The 20,759-nt window shown below is 56.0% G+C and carries 15 protein-coding genes and 1 pseudogene; 4 read left to right on the top strand and 12 right to left on the bottom strand.

The features are described 5' to 3' along the window. Positions 1-228 precede the first annotated feature (228 nt). Positions 229-840, top strand: a complete 612-nt coding sequence (locus tag AC3Y5R_RS06065; protein ID WP_489920576.1) for an inorganic diphosphatase — start codon at positions 229-231, stop codon at positions 838-840. A 33-nt stretch (positions 841-873) separates the two neighbouring features. Here AC3Y5R_RS06065 and queE read toward each other — a convergent pair whose 3' ends face one another. Both queE and AC3Y5R_RS06055 read right to left on the bottom strand, forming a co-directional pair. Then, a complete protein-coding gene (gene queE, locus AC3Y5R_RS06060) occupies positions 874-1,545 on the bottom strand; it encodes a 7-carboxy-7-deazaguanine synthase QueE (RefSeq protein ID WP_489920575.1) in 672 nt (223 codons plus the stop codon). 156 nt (positions 1,546-1,701) lie between these two features. Further along, complete coding sequence (locus AC3Y5R_RS06055) at positions 1,702-3,588, bottom strand: acyltransferase family protein (RefSeq protein ID WP_489920574.1); 1,887 nt, start codon at positions 3,586-3,588, stop codon at positions 1,702-1,704. Between the two features lie 316 nt (positions 3,589-3,904). On the opposite strand from AC3Y5R_RS06055, the gene AC3Y5R_RS06050 reads away from it, so the two are divergent. Together AC3Y5R_RS06050 and AC3Y5R_RS06045 are read left to right on the top strand one after the other, a co-directional pair. Further along, positions 3,905-4,093, top strand: coding sequence for a hypothetical protein (locus AC3Y5R_RS06050; protein ID WP_489920573.1), 189 nt, complete (start codon positions 3,905-3,907; stop codon positions 4,091-4,093). Between the two features lie 138 nt (positions 4,094-4,231). After that, positions 4,232-4,381, top strand: a pseudogene (locus AC3Y5R_RS06045) (deaminase); the annotation flags it as partial. 131 nt (positions 4,382-4,512) lie between these two features. Here the strand turns inward: AC3Y5R_RS06045 and eno are convergent. From eno to rlmD, 5 genes are all read right to left on the bottom strand, one after another. Continuing rightward, positions 4,513-5,808, bottom strand: coding sequence for a phosphopyruvate hydratase (eno, locus tag AC3Y5R_RS06040; RefSeq protein ID WP_158784030.1), 1,296 nt, complete (start codon positions 5,806-5,808; stop codon positions 4,513-4,515). 76 nt (positions 5,809-5,884) lie between these two features. Next, a complete protein-coding gene (gene pyrG / locus AC3Y5R_RS06035) occupies positions 5,885-7,522 on the bottom strand; it encodes a glutamine hydrolyzing CTP synthase (RefSeq protein ID WP_489920572.1) in 1,638 nt (545 codons plus the stop codon). A 194-nt stretch (positions 7,523-7,716) separates the two neighbouring features. Further along, entirely contained in the window at positions 7,717-8,499 is a 783-nt protein-coding gene (gene mazG / locus AC3Y5R_RS06030; protein ID WP_489920571.1) for a nucleoside triphosphate pyrophosphohydrolase, read from the bottom strand. A gap of 114 nt (positions 8,500-8,613) precedes the next feature. Further along, positions 8,614-10,842 (bottom strand): GTP diphosphokinase, encoded by a 2,229-nt coding sequence (gene relA / locus AC3Y5R_RS06025; RefSeq protein ID WP_489920570.1) that lies wholly within the window; start codon positions 10,840-10,842, stop codon positions 8,614-8,616. 13 nt (positions 10,843-10,855) lie between these two features. Further along, on the bottom strand, positions 10,856-12,190 hold the full coding sequence (rlmD, locus tag AC3Y5R_RS06020; protein ID WP_489920569.1) for a 23S rRNA (uracil(1939)-C(5))-methyltransferase RlmD: 1,335 nt from the start codon (positions 12,188-12,190) through the stop codon (positions 10,856-10,858). A 100-nt stretch (positions 12,191-12,290) separates the two neighbouring features. Between rlmD and barA the strand changes: the two genes are divergently transcribed. After that, positions 12,291-15,026, top strand: a complete 2,736-nt coding sequence (gene barA / locus AC3Y5R_RS06015; RefSeq protein ID WP_489920568.1) for a two-component sensor histidine kinase BarA — start codon at positions 12,291-12,293, stop codon at positions 15,024-15,026. Between the two features lie 100 nt (positions 15,027-15,126). Here the strand turns inward: barA and AC3Y5R_RS06010 are convergent, their stop codons facing one another. From AC3Y5R_RS06010 to AC3Y5R_RS05990, 5 genes are all read right to left on the bottom strand, one after another. Beyond that, positions 15,127-16,275, bottom strand: a complete 1,149-nt coding sequence (locus tag AC3Y5R_RS06010) for a glycerate kinase (protein WP_489920567.1) — start codon at positions 16,273-16,275, stop codon at positions 15,127-15,129. Between the two features lie 76 nt (positions 16,276-16,351). Next, the gene (gene garR / locus AC3Y5R_RS06005) at positions 16,352-17,275 is read right to left on the bottom strand and encodes a 2-hydroxy-3-oxopropionate reductase (protein ID WP_489920583.1); all 924 of its coding nucleotides are present in this window, start codon (positions 17,273-17,275) and stop codon (positions 16,352-16,354) included. After that, positions 17,259-18,029 (bottom strand): 2-dehydro-3-deoxyglucarate aldolase, encoded by a 771-nt coding sequence (gene garL, locus AC3Y5R_RS06000; protein WP_489920566.1) that lies wholly within the window; start codon positions 18,027-18,029, stop codon positions 17,259-17,261. The genes garR and garL overlap by 17 nt, the downstream gene beginning before the upstream one ends. 18 nt (positions 18,030-18,047) lie before the next feature. Further along, positions 18,048-19,388 (bottom strand): glucarate dehydratase, encoded by a 1,341-nt coding sequence (gene gudD / locus AC3Y5R_RS05995; RefSeq protein WP_489920565.1) that lies wholly within the window; start codon positions 19,386-19,388, stop codon positions 18,048-18,050. Positions 19,389-19,414: 26 nt separating this feature from the next. Beyond that, entirely contained in the window at positions 19,415-20,752 is a 1,338-nt protein-coding gene (locus tag AC3Y5R_RS05990; protein ID WP_489920564.1) for an enolase C-terminal domain-like protein, read from the bottom strand. Between the last annotated feature and the right edge of the window lie 7 nt (positions 20,753-20,759).

Raw genomic sequence — 20,759 nt, 5'->3', positions numbered from 1 at the left:
CCACTAACGACGCCGGATATATGGTCGCAAACCGTATCGAACCAGTACTTGTAACACCCGGGGCGTCCATATATGGTTTACTGAATTTGACTCCAGCCCGGTTCCGAACTAACCGGACCTTACCTCCACAGGCCGGGCAATCCGGCTCGCTTTGCTCAGCAGAAATTTTACTGTCACATATTTACTCTACGTTGTGGGCTCCTTCATTAAAGATCGAGAGAATCAACAATGAATCCGTTACGTAAAATTTCTGCTGTTGCGTTACTTCTGGCGGCCTCTTCGCAGGTCAGTGCAATGAATATCCTGGATTTTCCTCAGCCTGAAAACAATCCTGACGAGTTTTATGCGCTTACTGAAATTCCGGCGGGCGGCATCATCAAATATGAAACCGACGCCAAAACCGGTTTTATCGTGGCCGATCGTTTCCAGTCCATGCCGGTGACCTATCCGGCCAACTACGGCTCTCTGACTCAGTCGCTGGGCGGCGATGGCGATCCGCTGGATGTGATTTTCTACACCCGTGCGCCAATGGCACCAGGCACACTGATCAAACTGCGCCCGATTGGCGTACTGAAAATGATTGATGGCGGCGAGTCTGATGACAAGATCGTTGCCGTTCCGGCCAGCAAAATCGACCCGACTTACGATGAAATCAAAACGGTCAGCGATCTGCCGGAACTGGAGCAGGAGCGTCTGCAGGCCTTTTTCCGCGTCTACAAGCAGCTGCCGGATGGCCGTAAGAAGGTGGAACTGAACGGGTTTAACGACGCCGCCGCGGCAAAAACCGAGATTAAATCGGCGTTCGAAGCGTACAAGGCAAAGGCGGGTAAAGCAGAATAATTCACCGGCGGCAGGGATGCCGCCAGCAAACGGTCAGGCAATGTTCAGGTATTTATGCGTCTGCATCGACAGCCGCCAGTTGCGCGCAATGCAGGTTTCAATGCACAGCTTAGTGGCATCGTCCTTCTGGCTGATCGGCTGCAGCGCCACGATGCGGCTTTTCTGATCGTGCAGCGTAGCCAGCAGCTCATCCAGCGCATCCACATCACGCTGGCGGGCTACCGGATGTTTCACTTCATCTGCGCGGATCAGCGCCTGATTCAGCACATCATAACCGCCGCGCATATTCACCTTTGGCGATACCGTCACCCAGGTGGCTTCGCTGCAGCGCACTTCATGGGTGCCACTGGTCTCAATCTGACAACTGAAGCCATTGCGCTCCAGCGTCTGCGTCAGCGGTGTCAGATCGTGAATGCAGGGTTCCCCCCCGGTGATCACCACATGCCGTGCTGTCCAGCCGTGCTGTGCAATCACGGCCAGCAACGCCTGCGCGTCAGCCGCACCCCAGGCATCTGACTCCACGGTCTTTAACAGAATATCGCCCAGCGAGGTTTCCCGATTGGCCAGCTTATCCCAGGTGTGTTTGGTGTCACACCAGCTGCAGCCCACCGGGCATCCCTGCAGGCGGATAAAAATTGCCGGAACGCCGGTATAAAACCCTTCGCCCTGCAACGTCTGGAACATCTCATTTATCGGGTACTGCATCACCATCTCGACTGGAAGTGAAAATAAGGGCGCAGATTATGACAGATTGCCACACCTTAACCAAATCTCATTGTGCCGTGTAGGTGACAACTTGTTAAAACACCCTTTCATAAAGCTCCCGGCGCTTGCAACGCCGGGTTATGCTGGCCTGCTCCGCTACATAAAGTTATCCTGATGCATCTCAAGCATCGCCTCTTTTGCCACATCCTTCGCACCGCTCAGCGTCAGGTGGCCGTAGTCGTTGGAAATCGGATGACCATCAGAAGCTGATCCACGGCAGATGTCGCCAGGGCAGATAATCGAATAGACTGAAATATAGGGCACCTGCTCATCCTGCATCACCTGCTTCATGGTCTGGTCAGTGCCTTTGATACTGTGGTCAATGGAACCGGCCACCAGATCTTTACGCCCGTCGGTCTGGTAGGCCAGCAGGTCCGGCAGCGCCTCAGAATACTCAATGGTCGGCCCCATCACTATAATGTTATTTGAAACGCCTTTCAGATGTTCCAGCGTCGCCTTCAGCGGAGCAATATCTTCCGGCAACCAGCGGGCGGAGATAATCACCCCATCGATTTTATGATCCGCTATCCATGAACCGTAAACATAATCCACCAGGTCAGTACAGGGATTGCGTAGCGCCTGCTGATACAGTGGCTTGCAGCCCGCCGATGTCGCCTGAATCACATTGATCCCCTCTCCTGCCGCCAGGCTCAACGCCCGCCACAGGTGTGCCGCATGACTGTCACCAATCAGCACGTAGTTCTTCGCGCTGGCGGAAGTTTTCAGGCAGTAATCGCGATCGAACGGCTTATCTTCTTCGCTTTTACCATCAACAAAGCAGCGACCAGGACGGTACTGGTAGCTGAACTCAGGCATATCTTTGTACTGGGAGTACTTCGCCAGCGCCAGCGCTTCAGCAGAGAACTGCCCGGCATTGTTGCTCAGGTGGCCTTTGTACAGCGTGCCGGACGCCATCAGTACCAGCCCGATAACTGAAGCAGTCACGATCCTGCCGGGAGAGAACACGGCCAGCTTGTAGCGGAACGGGATTTCAATCAGATAGCGGGAAGCCACCGCCAGCCCCAGCGTCATACCGACAATCACCAGTTCACGTATGCCTGGCGCAAAGTTAAAGAACATCCGGCTGTAGACAATGATCGGCCAGTGCCAGAGGTAGAGGCAGTAGGAGATCATGCCGATATAAACCACCGGCTTCAGCGCCAGCACGCGGGAAACGGCGGCTTTCTGCCCCGCCAGAATAATCAGGAAGCTGCCGAGGCATGGCCAGAGAGCATTCCAGGCCGGGAAAGGTTTACTGGTATCCAGCCACAGAAAACCGGTCAGGATCAGCGCCAGTCCGGCGAGGCTCATCAGGTGTTTTACGCCCTGTGTAACTTTGCTCATCTTCGCTTCCAGACCGGCCACGGCGATCGTGCCGCCCAGCGCCAGTTCCCATGCACGGGTGGGCAGCATATAGAAAGTGAAGGTCGGTTTGCGGGTGACGGCAAAAATGCTCAGCAGCAGCGAAACGCCGATAATCAGCAGCATCACCTGAGTGGCTCTCTGGCGGAAAAAGCGCACCACAAACAGCAGGATAACCGGGAAGATGATATAGAACTGCTCTTCAACCGCCAGTGACCAGGTGTGCAGCAGCGGCTTCAGCTCGGCCGGTCCGGCAAAGTAACCGGTGGTTTTCCAGAAGAACAGATTGGAGGAGAACAGCAGCGTGGCCAGCGAGCTGTTGCTCAGATCGCTGAACTGCGCAGGCAGCAGGTGATAATAACCGAATGCCAGCGTGCTCAGCAGCACCACAAACAGTGGCGGAAGGATACGCAGGCAGCGTCGCTTGTAGAAATCCAGATAAGAGAAGGTGTTGTTAATGGCCCCGGAATAGATAATGCCGCATATCAGATACCCTGATATGACAAAGAAGATATCCACACCAGTGAATCCTCCGGGTATGCCACCGATCCCCATATGATAAGCAATGACGGGCAATACCGCCAGCGCCCTCAGCCCATCCACATCCGCCCGATATTTCATTATAACTTGGTCCTGATTACATTTATTTACCGGAAATTTACATAAAACAAACTGATAATTCTGCTGACACAACGCAAATCAGACCAATCCGTAACACCACCAAAATCACTCCAACATTATGATTAAACTGAATTAACAGCCCTCACCAGATGGTTCAGGTGACTTCTTTTCAGATTATCCTCACCCCACGAAAAGCTTCCGAAGACATATTTGTTCATCACTGTCACAACACGCATTTTTTATCTTTGCCGTTGCCCGGACTAACTGAGCGGCTGGTATTGAAAAATACGATATCAGCGCGATGAGTATTGATTAAATGAATCGCTATTCCCTGTTTAATCCCCAGCAGTTCAGCCGCAGCCATCCTCATCAGCGGCTGGATGTCTCCAGCGGCATTAGCAACGAACTGCGCAGTGCATCGCAGCGGGAAGAGCTGAACATCATTCTGATCAAACAGGCCAGAGGGGATAAGGCTAATGCCTCACGGGCCGAGCCTGTGCTGTGACTGGACAACGTGGACTGGCCCACCTTTGAGCATTCGCCGGTACCGCCGGTGCTGTTTCCGCTGAACAAGCTGTATCGCGAAGAGGTTTGCCAGGCACTGGATGCGATGGAGCTCAGCTGGCGAATCAGCTACAGCAGCGCCGGGCTGGCAGCGCAGCAGTTCAGCGTGGCTTCGACGATCCCAATCGGTAAGCTGGTGATGCCGAGTGAGCAAGGTGTGAAGGTGATACCCGGCACCGGCAGCGTGATTGACCACTGGTTACCGTTTGGCACCGGCAGCATGCCGGAGGTACAGGCTACATTCCATCAGGGGAAACTGGTGTACGGCGGGGTGCAAAAAGCGTAAAAAAGCCCGGACGGAAGTCCGGGCTTTCTGGTCAGGCAAGTTAACCCCAGGCTCAGCGCCCCGGGTTCAGCCAGTTACTGACCTTTAACTTCTTTCAGACCGTTGAATGGCGCACGGCTGCCCAGCGCTTCTTCGATACGGATCAGCTGGTTGTACTTGGCAACACGGTCAGAACGGCTCATAGAACCGGTTTTGATCTGGCCCGCTGCAGTACCAACCGCCAGGTCAGCGATAGTGGCGTCTTCGGTTTCACCTGAACGGTGAGAGATCACTGCGGTATAGCCAGCATCTTTCGCCATTTTGATCGCAGCCAGAGTTTCGGTCAAAGAACCGATCTGGTTGAATTTGATCAGGATGGAGTTAGCGATGCCTTTATCGATACCTTCCTTCAGGATCTTGGTGTTGGTCACGAACAGATCGTCGCCCACCAGCTGGATTTTGTCGCCCAGTACTTTGGTCTGGTAAGCGAAGCCCGCCCAGTCAGACTCGTCCAGACCGTCTTCGATAGAAACGATTGGGTACTGTTTAGTCAGATCTTCCAGGAAGTGAGTGAACTCTTCAGAGGTAAAGGCTTTATTGCCTTCGCCAGCCAGCACGTATTTGCCGTCTTTGTAGAATTCAGACGCTGCACAGTCCATCGCCAGAGTGATGTCTTTGCCCAGCTCGTAGCCTGCTGCTTTTACCGCTTCAGCGATAACAGCCAGCGCTTCGGCGTTGGAACCCAGGTTTGGCGCGTAGCCACCTTCGTCACCAACTGCAGTGCCCATGCCTTTAGACTTCAGAACTTTTGCCAGGGTGTGGAACACTTCAGAACCCATACGGATGGCTTCTTTCAGGGTTTTTGCGCCCACTGGCTGGATCATGAATTCCTGGATGTCGACGTTGTTGTCGGCGTGCTCACCACCGTTGATGATGTTCATCATTGGCAGTGGCATAGAGAATTTGCCTGGGGTGCCGTTCAGTTCAGCGATGTGCTCATACAGCGGCATGCCTTTCGCAGCAGCAGCGGCTTTAGCAGCGGCCAGAGAAACAGCCAAGATGGCGTTAGCGCCGAACTTGGATTTGTTCTCAGTCCCGTCGAGATCGATCATGATCTTGTCGATGTTTGCCTGGTCTTTCGCATCTTTGCCGGTCACCGCGTCAGCGATTGGGCCATTTACTGCGGCAACGGCTTTGGTTACGCCTTTGCCCAGGAAACGAGACTTGTCACCGTCACGCAGTTCCAGCGCTTCGCGGGAACCGGTAGACGCGCCTGATGGCGCAGCCGCCATACCAACGAAACCGCCTTCCAGATGCACTTCTGCTTCAACGGTCGGGTTGCCACGAGAATCGATGATTTCGCGACCGATGACTTTAACGATTTTGGACATTAGTTTTTCCTCAGTACAAGTTATCTAAACTCAGACAAACAACGCGCGAAAAGTTCGCGCGCCGTTATGAAAACACTTATTTAGCCAAACGCTTCTGGTACTCGCTGGCCGCTTTCACAAAGCCGGCAAACAGCGGGTGACCGTCACGGGGTGTTGAGGTAAATTCCGGATGGAACTGACACGCAACAAACCAAGGGTGGTCAGGGATCTCAATGATCTCCACCAGTTGGTCGTCCCCGGAGCGGCCTGCCACACGTAATCCAGCCGCTTCGATTTGCTTCAACAGCATGTTGTTCACTTCATAGCGGTGGCGATGGCGCTCGACAATGGTGTCAGAACCGTACAGCTGATGCACCAGGCTGTCTTTGGTCACCTGGCACTGCTGACTGCCCAGTCGCATGGTACCGCCCAGATCGCTCTGTTCGGTACGCAGCTCAACATTGCCTTCTTCGTCGCGCCACTCGGTGATCAATGCCACCACCGGGTACTTACAGTCTGGCACAAATTCCGTGGAGTTTGCGCCTTCCATACCGGCAACGTTACGGGCAAACTCCATCAGAGCAACCTGCATACCCAGGCAGATGCCCAGGTATGGGATGTTGTTTTCACGCGCATAACGAGCGGTCATCAGTTTGCCTTCCACACCACGGTAGCCGAAGCCGCCTGGGATCAGGATAGCATCCAAATCTTTCAGCAATTCGACACCGCGGCTTTCAACGTCCTGCGAATCGATCAGCTTGATGTTCACCGTGACGCGGTTTTTCAGGCCACCGTGCTTCAGCGCTTCAATCACTGACTTATAGGCATCCGGCAGCTCAACGTATTTGCCGACCATGCCGATAGTTACTTCGCCGCCCGGGTTGGCTTCTTCGTAAATAACCTGTTCCCATTCGGCCAGGTTAGCTTCCGGCGCGTTCAGACTGAAGCGTTTGCAGATATAGTCATCCAGGCCCTGAGATTTCAGCATGCCAGGGATTTTATAGATGGAATCAACATCTTTCAGAGAGATAACCGCTTTTTCCGGTACGTTACAGAACAGCGCGATTTTCGCACGTTCATTGGCCGGTACGGCACGATCGGAGCGGCAGATCAGCACGTCAGGCTGGATACCGATAGACAGCAGTTCTTTAACGGAGTGCTGAGTCGGTTTGGTTTTCACTTCACCGGCTGCAGCCATATAAGGCACCAGAGTCAGGTGCATATACATGGTGTGTTCGCGGCCCACATCAACGGCCATCTGGCGTATGGCTTCGAGGAACGGCAGAGATTCGATATCCCCGACGGTTCCCCCAATTTCCACCAGCACCACATCATGGCCTTCACCGCCTTCGATGATGCGCTCTTTGATGGCATTGGTAATGTGTGGGATCACCTGAATGGTCGCGCCCAGATAGTCGCCACGGCGCTCTTTGCGCAGAACTTCTGAGTAGATACGGCCAGTGGTGAAGTTGTTACGACGGCTCATTTTGGTGCGGATGAAGCGCTCGTAGTGGCCCAGATCCAGATCGGTTTCCGCGCCGTCATCGGTGACGAACACTTCGCCGTGCTGAGTGGGACTCATGGTGCCCGGATCCACGTTGATATACGGGTCCAGCTTCATGATGGTCACATTAAGACCACGTGCTTCAAGAATGGCGGCCAGGGAGGCTGCGGCAATGCCTTTACCCAGAGAGGATACGACCCCGCCGGTCACAAAAATATAGTTCGTTGTCATGCTGAACCTGAGAAAGTAGGTTTAAAGACGATGGAATAACCAGGACGGGAAAACAGTATACCGGAATCCCCTCAGTGCCACAATTGATCGTTTCTGGTTATCTGCCAGCCACCGTATTGACCGCCACGATATTACCCTGGCGCGCGGCGTTTGAGGTTGACACAAGTCACATTTTTGTTGAATCGAGTCAGCTGTTATTCCTGGGATTTGATCTGCTGCCAGGCGGCTTCCATCTGTTCCAGCGTCGCTTCCTGCATTTTTAAACCCTGAGCAGCAATGATCTGCTCCACCTGACGGAAGCGGCGGTCGAATTTGTCGTTGGCCTTTTGCAGTGCGGTTTCTGCCTTGCTGCCAAGGTGGCGGGAGAGATTAACCGTAGCAAACAGCAGGTCGCCGATCTCTTCTTCCAGCTTCTGCTGATCGACCACCGCCTGTTTTGCCTCGTGCATCACTTCGTCGATCTCTTCATACACTTTATCCAGCACCGGACCGAGAGTGTGCCAGTCAAAACCGACGTTGCTGCAACGCTTTTGAATCTTGTGCGATCGCATCAGGGCGGGCAGCGCGCGAGGGATATCATCCAGCGCGGAGTGTTGCTCTTTACCGGCCCGCTCACTGGTTTTAATCTGCTCCCAGTTAGCCAGCACCTCTTTGCTACCGCTGACCTTCACGTCGCCGAAGATATGCGGGTGACGGCGCTCCAGCTTGTCACTGATGGTGTTGCAGATGTCCTCGAAGTTAAAACGCCCTTCTTCATCGGCCATCTGGGCATAAAACACCACCTGAAACAGCAGATCGCCTAACTCGCCCTGCAGATCGTCAAAATCCTCGCGGCTGATGGCGTCCAGCACCTCCCAGGTCTCTTCCAGCGTATAAGGGGCGATGGTGGCAAAGGTTTGCTCGCGGTCCCACGGGCAGCCTTTTTGCGGATCGCGCAGGGTTTTCATGATTCCCAGCAGGCGCTCTAATGCGTTCATAACAGAGTCCGTTTATTGGGTGAAAAGAGATAAAAAGCGACTGTACGGCATAATGACGCAGGCTTCATGCAAACCAATTGATACTGATTCAGCAAGTAAAATAGCCCCCGAAGATCAATGTAATCTCTTAGCGTCAATGATATCCGGCACCTGATTCAGCCTTGCCAGCACCCTGCCCAGCACCTGCTGGTTATAGATTTCGATATCCATATCGATGGTCGCCAGCTGCTTTTTGGTGTCGCTGCGGCTGGAAACGCCCAGCACGTTGACCTTTTCGTTAGCCAGGATGGTGGTGATATCGCGCAGCAGGCCACTGCGGTCGTTAGCGGTAACGCGCACTACCAGCGAGTAGCCGCTGGAGTAGCTTTCGCCCCAGACCGCATCGACAATCCGCTCAGGCGCATGGGACATCAGCTCGGTCAGTTGATCGCAGTCGGCACGGTGGATGGAGATCCCCCGGCCCTGAGTGATAAAGCCAACAATGTCATCGCCCGGGATCGGCTGGCAGCAGCGGGCAATGTGGTGCATCAGATTACCGACGCCCTCCACCACCACACGACCGCTTTCCTTACTGCGCGGCGCAGCTGATTTCTGTGTCAGCTGGCGCAACGCTTCGCGGTCTTCCTCTTCCGCACTCGGCTTGTTCAGCCTGGACTGCAGGAAGTTAGTCATCTGATTGAGGCGGATATCCCCGCCGCCAATCGCCGCCAGCAGCTCATCCAGCGTGTTGAAGTTGTAGCGCGGCAGCAGCAGCTTTTCGGCTTCTTTCAGGTTGATATCGAGATGGTCCAGCTCGCTGTCGAGGATCTGCCGTCCTGCCACGATGTTTTTGTCACGATCCTGTTTGCGGAACCAGGCGTGAATTTTGGAGCGCCCACGGCTGGTAGTGACGTAACCCAGGTTGGGGTTCAGCCAGTCGCGACTGGGGTTCGGCTGCCGCTGGGTGATAATGTCGATCTGATCGCCCATCTGCAACTGGTAGGTAAACGGCACGATGCGGCCGCCAATTTTGGCCCCGATACAGCGGTGACCGATATCGCTGTGAATATGGTAGGCGAAGTCCAGCGGCGTGGAGCCTGCCGGCAGGTCCACCACGTCCCCTTTGGGGGTAAATACGTATACGCGGTCGTCGAAGACCTGGCTGCGCACCTCATCCAGCATCTCGCCGGAGTCAGCCATCTCTTCCTGCCAGGCAATCAGCTTACGCAGCCAGGCAATCCGCTCTTCATGGCCAGATGCGCCACGTGCGCTGCCCGTGGTACCGCCCTCTTTATACTTCCAGTGAGCGGCCACACCCAGCTCGGCATCTTCATGCATCTGGCGGGTACGGATTTGAATTTCCACCGTCTTGCCCTTTGGCCCCAGCACCACGGTGTGGATTGACTGATAGCCGTTCGGTTTCGGGTTAGCCACGTAGTCGTCAAACTCGCTGGGCAGATGGCGATACAGCGTGTGCACAATCCCCAGCGCACCGTAGCAGTCCTGCAGGCGCTCAGCCACGATCCGCACCGCCCGTACGTCAAACAGTTCATCAAACGTCAGCGACTTCTTCTGCATTTTGCGCCAGATGCTGTAGATGTGCTTCGGACGGCCATAGACTTCAGCCTTGACGCCCTCTTTGATGATTTCGGTACGCAGCGACTGCACGAAGGTATCGATGTACTGTTCACGATCGATACGCCGCTCGTGCAGCAGTTTGGCGATGCGTTTGTATTCATCGGGATGCAGATAGCGGAAGCAGAAATCTTCCAGCTCCCACTTCAACTGACCGATACCGAGACGGTTGGCCAGTGGCGCATAGATATTGGTACACTCTTTGGCCGCCAGCACGCGCTCATCTTCCGGCGCATCCTTCACTTCACGCAGATGGGCAATCCGCTCGGCCAGCTTGATCACCACACAGCGGAAATCTTCCACCATCGCCAGCAGCATGCGGCGAACGTTATCGACCTGCTCAGAAGCCATCGAGTCATTATGAGTGGCTTTCAGCTGACGGATGGCGTCCATGTCGCGCACGCCGTGGACCAGCGAGACGATGGCTTTGCCGAATTTCTCTTCCAATACCTCCTCCGAAACCACATTGGCATCGGCAAGAGGGAACAACAGCGCAGCGCGCAGGCTTTCGCTGTCCATACTGAGCATCGAGAGGATTTCCACCATCTCCACGCCGCGCCACAGCAGGAGCGCGGCGTCAGCAAGGTGCTGCGTGGCTTCTTCGCAATAGCGCCAGGTATCGGCCAGTCGTTCACATGACTGCTGGTTAGAGATCCCCAAACTGGTGATCCATTGGTCGAGAGCGAACTCGCCAGCCGTATTCAAATGTGCACTTCTTACCGCAACCATATCCTCTCCTGGCTTACTCCCTTTCGGGAGCCTGTTTTCGGCTAAATAACACCATGGATTCCACGTGCCCGGTATGCGGAAACATATCAAGCAGCGTAACCCTTTCCAATTGGTAGCCTGATGCCAGAAAATTCTGACTATCCCGGGCAAGTGTAGTCGGATTACAGGAAACATAGACCACGTGTTCCGGGGCAAGTTTAATTATGTGAGGTATAACACCTGCCGCTCCGGCTCGGGCCGGGTCCAGTAACACCTTGTTAAACCCTTTTGCAGCCCACGGCTGCCCCGCAACATCCTCTTCCAGATTGTGCTGAAAGAATTCAACATTATTCAGACTGTTCTCGGCGGCATTATACCTGGCCTTTAGGACTAATGCTTCAACGCCCTCCACACCCGTGACATTTTCCACCCGTTTTCCTGAAGGAAGCGTGAAGTTTCCCATGCCACAAAACAAATCAAGCAGCCGATCTTCTGGCTGCAAATCCAGCCATGCCAGCGCTTCGCTGACCATCAGTTCATTCAACTCGCCATTTATCTGAATAAAGTCACGCGGGCTGAAATTCAGTTTAAGGCTATCGATCCGATAAAAAGGCATATCGCCACTGAGCTGCACCAGCGTGTCGCTGTCAGGAGCCAGAAACAGCGCTACCTGATGGTTATGCGAAAACTGTTCCAGTTTTTGCTGGTCTGCCGCACTTAGCGGGTCCAGGTGACGTAAAACCAGCAGCGGGCCGTTATCCGCCAGCACCAGCTCTGCATGTCCCAGGCGGCGGACTGCCTGTAAACTGCCCAGGACCTGATGCAATGGCGGGATCAACGCATTAAGTTCGGGCTTCAAAACGGGGCACTGGGTGAGGGTAATCAGATCGCTGGAGGCCGCCTGACGGAATCCCATCTGTAATGTCTGGCTGCGCTTGTCGAAGTTCAGGCCCAGACGGGCGCGGCGGCGATAGCCATATGGCTCACCGGAAAGAATGGCATCAACGGCAACCTGCTGCCCGGTTTCCTGACTGAGCAGGCGGGCCAGCGCTTTGGCTTTACTCTGCTGTTGCAAGGCCGGAGAGGCGTGCTGCTGCTGGCAACCGCCGCAGCGGGTGAAATGTGGGCATTTCGGTTCCACGCGCTCAGGGCTGGCAGAGAGGATACGTCTGGCGGTCCCCCGCGCCCAGGAGCGTTTGTCCCCGGTAATTTCCACTTCTGCCTGCTCGCCGGGCAACGCTCCGCTGATAAACAGCGCCTTCCCGTTATGCCGTGCCATGCCCTGACCCGATCCGTCAAGGTCATTAACTGCAACAGTTATGATCTGGCGGGTCGTCACACGCCGTTTTGCAGAGTAGAATTGCGCCATTATTCAGTTTCTTCTTTAGTGTTGTTAGCGAAAAAGCGTGCGTAGCCTACACCAGCGATCGGATAAATTCGACCGGAGTCACCCGCGCAACAGGACAATTATGACCAAATACAGCCTGCGGGCACGCATGATGATTTTGATTCTGGCCCCCACGCTGATGATTGGGCTGCTGTTGAGTACTTTCTTTATTGTGCATCGTTACAATGAGTTACAGCACCAGCTGGTGGATGCGGGTGCCAACATCATTGAACCGCTGGCCGTCTCCAGCGAATACGGCATGACCTTCCACAGCAAGGAGTCAGTTCGCCAGCTGGTCAGCCTGCTGCACCGTCGTCATTCCGACATTGTCCGCGCCATTACCGTGTTCGATGCGCAGAACCAGCTCTTCGTTACCTCTAATTATCATTTCAATGCTGAAAAATTGCGCGTTCCGGAAGGCACAACGTTACCGGATACCTTCAGCTATGAGCGTCAGGGCAATTCGGTGATCCTCCGCACCCCGATTCTTTCCGAAAGTTACTATCCGGATGAGTCGCCGGATGAAGATGCCAAACCCAGCGGCAACCCGCTGGGCTACGTGGCCATCGAGCTGGATTTACAGTCGGTCAGATTACAGCAGTACAAAGAAGTTTTTGTCTCCACCCTGCTGCTGCTTTTCTGCCTGTGCCTGGCCATGCTGTTTGCCTACCGGCTGATGCGTGACGTGACCGGGCCAATCCGCAATATGGTGAACACCGTCGATCGCATCCGCCGCGGACAGCTCGACAGCCGGGTGGCCGGACATATGCTGGGTGAGCTGGATATGCTGAAAAACGGCATTAACTCAATGGCGATGTCGCTGACCGCCTATCACGAAGAGATGCAGCAGAATATCGACCAGGCCACTTCCGATCTGCGCGAAACGCTGGAGCAGATGGAGATCCAGAACGTTGAGCTGGATCTGGCCAAGAAGCGTGCGCAGGAAGCAGCGAGGATCAAATCCGAATTCCTCGCCAATATGTCGCACGAACTGCGGACTCCGCTGAATGGCGTGATCGGCTTTACCCGTCAGACGCTGAAGACTTCACTGAATATTACCCAGCGCGACTATCTGCATACCATTGAGCGCTCGGCAAACAATCTGCTTAGCATCATCAATGACGTGCTCGACTTCTCCAAGCTGGAAGCGGGCAAGCTGGTGCTGGAAACTATCCCCTTCCCGCTGCGCGCCACGCTGGATGAGGTAGTGGTGCTGCTGGCCCAGTCAGCTCATGAAAAAGGGCTGGAACTGACGATGAGCATCCAGCATGACGTGCCGGATAACGCCATCGGTGACCCGCTACGCCTTCAACAGATCATCGTCAACCTGCTGGGCAACGCCATTAAGTTTACCGAGCGCGGCAATATTGATATCCGCGTTGAGAAGCGCTCGCTGAGCAACAATCGGGTCGATCTGGAAGTGCAGATCCACGATACCGGCATCGGCATTTCCGAGAAGCAGCAGTCGCAGCTTTTCCAGGCCTTCCGCCAGGCCGATGCCAGTATTTCGCGGCGTCATGGCGGCACCGGGCTGGGGCTGGTGATCACCCAGAAACTGGTCAACGAAATGGGTGGAGAGATCTCCTTCCACAGCCGACTGAACCAGGGTTCGACCTTCTGGTTCCATATCAATCTGGCTCTCAACCCTAACGCAGCCAGCGATCCCCGTGCGGCAGACTGCCTGCAGGGCAAGCGTCTGGCCTATGTTGAGGCGAACCCGGCCGCGGCTCAGGCGACGATGGATCTGCTGGCGGCCACGCGAATGACGGTCAGCTATAGTGCCACGCTGGAGGGGCTGACTGAGCCGCACTACGATGCCCTGCTGATTGGCCTGCCGGTCACCCGGGATCATGACCAGGAGATCAGCAACCATGAACTGCTGCCGACCCTGCAGCGCGCTGATAACGTGATAATGGCGCTGCCGTGTCAGATGCAGGTCTATGCGGAGGACTTAAAAGCCCGTGGCGTCAGTGCCTGTCTGATTAAACCGGTTTCTCTTTCCCGCCTGCTGCCGGTACTGCTGGATCATCACTCGCGTGAGACTGAATACCGGCCGGGCAGACAGCGGCTGCCGCTGACGGTGATGGCGGTGGATGATAACCCGGCCAACCTGAAGCTGATTGAGGCGCTGCTGGAAGAACAGGTGGAAAAAATCGTGCTCAGCGACAGCGGCGAAATGGCAATTGAGAAGGCGAAGCAGCAGGATCTGGATATTATTCTGATGGATATTCAGATGCCGGACATTGACGGCATCCGCGCCAGTGAACTGATCCGTCAGCTGCCGGAACATGCTTCCACCCCGATTGTGGCAGTGACCGCCCATGCGCTGGATGGCGAACGGGAACATCTGTTTAAGGCCGGGATGAATGACTATCTCGCCAAACCGATTGATGAGGTGAAACTCGGCCATCTGCTCGCACGCTACTCGCCGGGCGTGGTGCCTGCAATGCCGAAACTCCCTGATGTTTCGGCCTCTCTGGACTGGGATTTGGCGCTGCGCCAGGCTGCCAATAAGCCCGATTTAGCCCGTGACCTGCTGAAAATGCTGATTGATTTCCTGCCGGATGTGCACGCGCTGGTCGAGAGCAATATGGCAGAAAACAATCCGATCGGGCTGCGCGACATCATTCACAAACTGCACGGCAGCGCCAGCTACAGCGGCGTGCCACGCCTGAAGCAGCTGTGCCAGCAGCTGGAGCAGAGCCTGAGAGCCAATAACGACATTGAGATCATTGAGCCAGAACTGTTTGAACTGCTGGATGAGATGGAGAATGTTGCCAGACTGGCGAAAGAGACGCTGGGCATAAGTGAGGAGTAGCGGCTGGCAGGGTGAATGATTTTCCCCACAATGCAATATGCCTGACTGCAGGGGCGGAATTAATTCCGCCCGAACCGATGTTCGCTCGTAATGACGGAATTTATTCCCCGCGCATTGTCTGCCCGATAGCCAGTGAAGCAGCAATATTTCGCGCGGTCATCCGCACATTCTCTGCCGCATCAGCAAGCGCCTCTTCCAGCGTACAGATGCTGTAAATCACACTAAAAACCGCATCCAGGCCGTGATCGTGGACCACTGCCACATCAGCGGTCAGGCTCCCCGCAATGCCAATCACCGGCTTGTTGTAACGTTTAGCGACTTTTGCCACTCCTATCGGCACTTTGCCGTGGATGGTCTGGCTGTCGATACGTCCTTCACCGGTGATCACCAGCGTGGCGTCTTTGACCAGCTCATCCAACCCCAGCGCCTCGGTGACGATCTCAATCCCCCGCCGCAGCTCGGCCTGACAGAACGCATGCAGTGCAACGCCCATGCCACCAGCTGCGCCGCCACCGGGAACCGACAGCACGTCGATATCCAGCTCGCGATGGATAACTTCAGCATAATGAGCCAGCGCCTTATCCAGCTGCAAAACCTGATCCGGCGTGGCCCCTTTTTGCGGGCCAAAAATGGCGGAAGCCCCTTCATCGCCCAGCAGCGGATTTGTCACGTCACAGGCAATTTCAAACCGGCAGTTTTTGATGCGGGGATCTAAAGTGCTCATATCAATACTGACCAGCTCCGGCAGTTGTCCGCCGCCGTAACCGATCTGTCGCCCATGCTTATCCAGCAGCTTCGCCCCCAGTGCCTGCACCATACCGGAGCCACCATCGTTGGTGGCGCTGCCGCCGATACCGATAATAAAGTGCTCGACACCCTTATCCAGTGCGTTACGGATCAGCTCTCCCGTGCCGTAAGACGTGGTAACCAGCGGATCGCGACGGGCGGCGGGCACCAGCTCCAGCCCGCTGGCAGCGGCCATCTCGATAAAGGCGCAACTGTCATCGCCGGAGAGGCCATAAAAAGCCTCGACGGGTTCACCCAGCGGGCCGGTGACGTTCAGCCGAATCAGACTGCCGCTGGTAGCCGCCACCATCGCCTCAACTGTTCCTTCACCTCCATCAGCTACCGGCAGTTTCACGTAGTCTGCATCGGGGAAAATCTCGCGAAACCCCAACTCAATCTGCGTGGCAACCTGCTGGGCTGACAGACTCTCTTTATATGAATCCGGTGCGATTACTATTTTCATACATTATCCGTGCGCTTTTGAACTGGCGGGCAAGCAGTGCAGGTACCGGCTCAGCAAGCAAAGCCGGTCGCCTGTGCTACTTGCTGATTTCAACTTTGGCTAACTTCTCATAATAGCAAGCCAGCGCGCTGTGGTCGGCGGTGCCCAGTCCATCTGCACGCAGCGCCTGCATCATCTCCATCACTGCGGCGGTCAGCGGCAGCTGCGCCCCGACGCCGTGCGAGGTGTCCAGCGCGTTGGCCAGGTCTTTGATATGCAGATCGATGCGGAAACCCGGCTTGAAGTTGCGGTCCATCACCATCGGGGCTTTAGCATCCAGCACGGTACTGCCAGCCAGGCCGCCACGGATTGCCTGATACACCAGGTCCGGGTTCACTCCGGCTTTCGTGGCCAGCGTTAGCGCCTCCGACATCGCCGCAATATTCAGCGCCACAATCACCTGGTTAGCCAGTTTGGTCACGTTGCCTGCGCCGATTTCGCCGGTGTGCACTACCGACCCCGCCATCGCCTTCATGATGTCATAACACTTGTCGAACAGCTCCTTGTCACCGCCAACCATGACGGAAAGAGTGCCTTCAATGGCCTTCGGCTCGCCGCCGCTGACCGGCGCATCCAGCAGCGCGATGTTTTTCTTCGCCAGCTCCTGATGAATTTCTCGGCTGGCCAGCGGGGCAATCGAGCTCATATCAATTACGATAGTGCCCGGTTTCGCGCCCTGGATTACGCTCTCTTCGCCCAGCAGCACTTCTTTAACATGAGGAGAGTTCGGCAGCATGGTGATAATCACGTCACTCTGCTCCGCCACCGCCCTGGAAGAAGCGGCTGACGTTGCGCCCAGGCTGACGAGTTCTGCCACGCTATTAGCGTTATGATCGCGAACCACCAGCGAATAGCCTGCTTTCAGCAGATTTTTGCTCATGGGTTTGCCCATGATGCCCAGACCAATAAAGCCAATTTTCATCTCATTTCTCCTTAAGTGTGGGTTATTTTTTGAAGCGATCGCACAGGGCCTGAGTGGCCCCACGGAAGACACCAAGATCGCTGCCTACCGCCACAAAACCGGCACCCCATTCCAGATAGCGGCGCGCGTCGGCCTCAACCGGTGCCAGGATCCCGCTGGGTTTGCCGACCGCTTTTGCCCGCTCAAAGACATGCTTAATGACTTTCAGCACTTCCGGATGCGCCGGCTGGCCGAGATAGCCCAGCGCAGCCGAAAGGTCGCCCGGGCCGACAAAAATACCATCCACGCCGTCGACAGCCGCGATGGCGTCAATATTGTCCACCGCCTGCTGGGTTTCGATCTGCACCAGCACGGTAATGTTGTCATTGATGGTGCTGTTGTACTCCGGCACGGTGCCGTACATGTTGCTGCGGTGGGAAACCGAAACCCCGCGAATACCCAGCGGTGGATAGCGGGTGGAAGCCACGGCCAGCGCCGCTTCTTCTGCCGTTTCCACGAAGGGGATCAGAAAGTTGGAAAAACCGATGTCCAGCAGCCGCTTAATGATCACCGGTTCGTTGCACGGCGGGCGAACCACCGGCGCACTGACGCTGCCCTTCAGGGCCATCAGCTGCGGTACAAAAGTGGTGATATCGTTGGGAGCGTGCTCACCATCCAGCACCAGCCAGTCAAATCCGGCCAGACCCAGCACTTCCGTGGTAATCGGGTTTGCCAGCGCACACCAGCTGCCGATCAGGGTTTCCCCCGCCAGCAGGCGCTGACGAAAACTGTTAGGGGTGTTTACGTAGCTCATCACTCTCTCCTGAAAAAGTTAGCGCACCAGACAAGGGCGTTTATTGTCGAAGGTCCAGTTTGGTACCAGGAACTGCATCGCCTGCGCGTCGTCGCGCGCCCCCAGCCCGTGTTGCAGATACAGCTGATGCGCTTTCATCACCTGATCCATATCCAGCTCCACGCCCAGCCCCGGCTTCTGAGGAACCTGTATGCGGCCGCCTTTGATCTGCAATGGCTGGCGGGTCAGGCGCTGATTGCCTTCCTGCCAGATCCAGTGGGTATCAATTGCAGTGATTTTGCCTGGCGCAGCGGCGGCAACGTGGGTAAACATTGCCAGGGAAATATCGAAATGGTTATTGGAGTGAGAACCCCAGGTGAGGCCAAAGTCGTGGCACATTTGCGCCACGCGAACGGAGCCCTGCATCGTCCAGAAGTGCGGGTCCGCCAGCGGAATATCGACGGACTGCAAAGAGAGAGTATGACCCATCTGCCGCCAGTCGGTGGCGATCATATTGGTGGCGGTCGGCAGCCCTGTGGCACGGCGGAACTCGGCCATCACCTCCCGCCCGGAATAGCCCTGCTCTGCGCCACAGGGATCTTCCGCATAGGCCAGCACGCCGGTCAGCTGTTTACCCAGCTCAATCGCCTCGTTAAGCGACCATGCCCCGTTAGGATCCAGCGTGATGCGCGCCTCCGGGAAACGTTTTGCCAGCGCCGTCACGGCCTCTCCTTCTTCGCTACCGGCCAGCACGCCGCCTTTCAGTTTGAAGTCGTTGAAGCCATATTTTTCGTAAGCCGCTTCGGCCAGTCTGACCACCGTTTCCGGCGTCAGCGCCTCTTCATGGCGCAGGCGATACCAGTCACAGCTGTCATCCGGCTGGCTCTGATACGGCAGGGAGGTTTTGCGACGGTCGCCGACGTAGAACAGGTAACCGAGCATCTCAACGCAATCGCGCTGCTGTCCGTCGCCGAGCAGTGAAGCCACGTTGACACCCAGATGCTGCCCCAGCAGATCCAGCAGCGCAGCTTCAATCCCGGTCACCACGTGGATGGTGGTGCGCAAATCAAAGGTCTGTGTTCCACGCCCGCCTGCATCACGGTCAGCAAAAGTATTACGCACGTTGCTGAGCAGGTTTTTATATTCACCAATTGAGTGGCCGGTCAGCAACGCCGCAGCTTCTTCCAGCGTCTTACGGATTTTCTCTCCGCCGGGGATTTCGCCCACGCCGGTATGACCCGAATTGTCTTTGATAATGACGATATTGCGGGTGAAAAATGGCGCATGGGCACCACTGAGGTTCAGCAGCATGCTGTCGTGACCGGCCACCGGGATCACCTGCATTTCGGTGATCAGCGGCGTGGCTGTAGCTTGACTCATAACGTTTTCCTTCTGCCTGTCAGGGTTCAGCGTCCAAAAACCGGGCGCTTGCGATCGAATGTCCAGCCTGGGATCAGATACTGCATCGCGGTGGCGTCATTGCGCGAACCACCGGCCAGCGTTTTATACAGCGCATGGGCTTTCTCAATCTGCGCCCAGTCCAGTTCAACACCCAGCCCTGGTGCATCCGGCACGGCGATTTTGCCGTTGCGGATCTGCAGGGGTTCTCTGGTCAGGCGCTGGTCGCCCTCCTGCCAGATCCAGTGGGTATCAATCGCTGTGGGTTTACCCGGCGCGGCGGCACCCACATGGGTGAACATCGCCAGTGAAATATCAAAGTGGTTATTGGAGTGACAGCCCCAGGTCAGCCCCCAGTCATCACAAAGCTGGGCCACGCGCACCGCGCCGCTCAGCGTCCAGAAATGCGGGTCTGCCAGCGGGATGTCCACCGAGTTGAGCATCACAGCGTGATTCATCTCGCGCCAGTTGGTGGCAATCATATTGGTGGCGACCGGCAGGCCGGTGGCGCGCTTGAACTCGGCCATCACTTCACGACCGGAATAGCCCTGCTCTGCGCCGCAAGGATCTTCGGCATAGGTCAGGATGCCCTGCATGTCTTTGCACAGAGCAATCGCTTCATCCAGATGCCAGGCCCCGTTGGGGTCGACGGTGATCCGCGCATCGGGAAAGCGTTTTTTCATCGCCTTCACCGCCTCAATCTCCTGCTCGCCGGGCAGCACGCCGCCTTTCAGCTTGAAGTCTTTGAAGCCGTATTTGTCCTGCGCCGCCTCGGCCAGCCGCACCACGGCCGCACTGTCCATCGCCTTTTGATGGCGCAGGTGATACCAGTCATGCGCAGCGTGTTCGCCGTTCAGATAGGGCAGATCGGTCTTCTCCCGATCGCCGATATAGAACAGGTAACCGAGCACCGTCACTTCATCACGCTGTTTACCCGGCCCCAGCAGCTCGGCTACCGGAACATTCAGGCACTTGCCCAGCAAATCCAGCAGCGCCGCTTCCAGCGCCGCCACCGCATTAACCCGCAGCTCAAAGGTCCAGGCTCCTTTGCCGAAGGTATCGAAATCCGCCGACTGATTGCCGCGGTGTACCTGCTGCACCAGGCTGTTCATCCGCGCCACTTCCCTGCCTTTTACCTGCGGGATGGCATCAACCAGCGTCTGCCAGATGGTTTCGCCGCCCGGCGCTTCACCCACACCGGTATTGCCTGCACTGTCGGTCAGCACCACAATATTGCGGGTGAAGTAGGCACCATGAGCGCCGCCGATATTGAGTAGCATGCTGTCATGGCCCGCAACCGGGATGACTTTCATATCAGTGATAACAGGACTGCTTTGCGTGTTCATAACTCGT

The sequence above is a fragment of the Erwinia sp. 009765445 genome (assembly GCF_058137865.1).
Note: the sequence above shows the minus strand (reverse complement) of the source record. Positions and strands in the feature narration are given on the sequence as shown.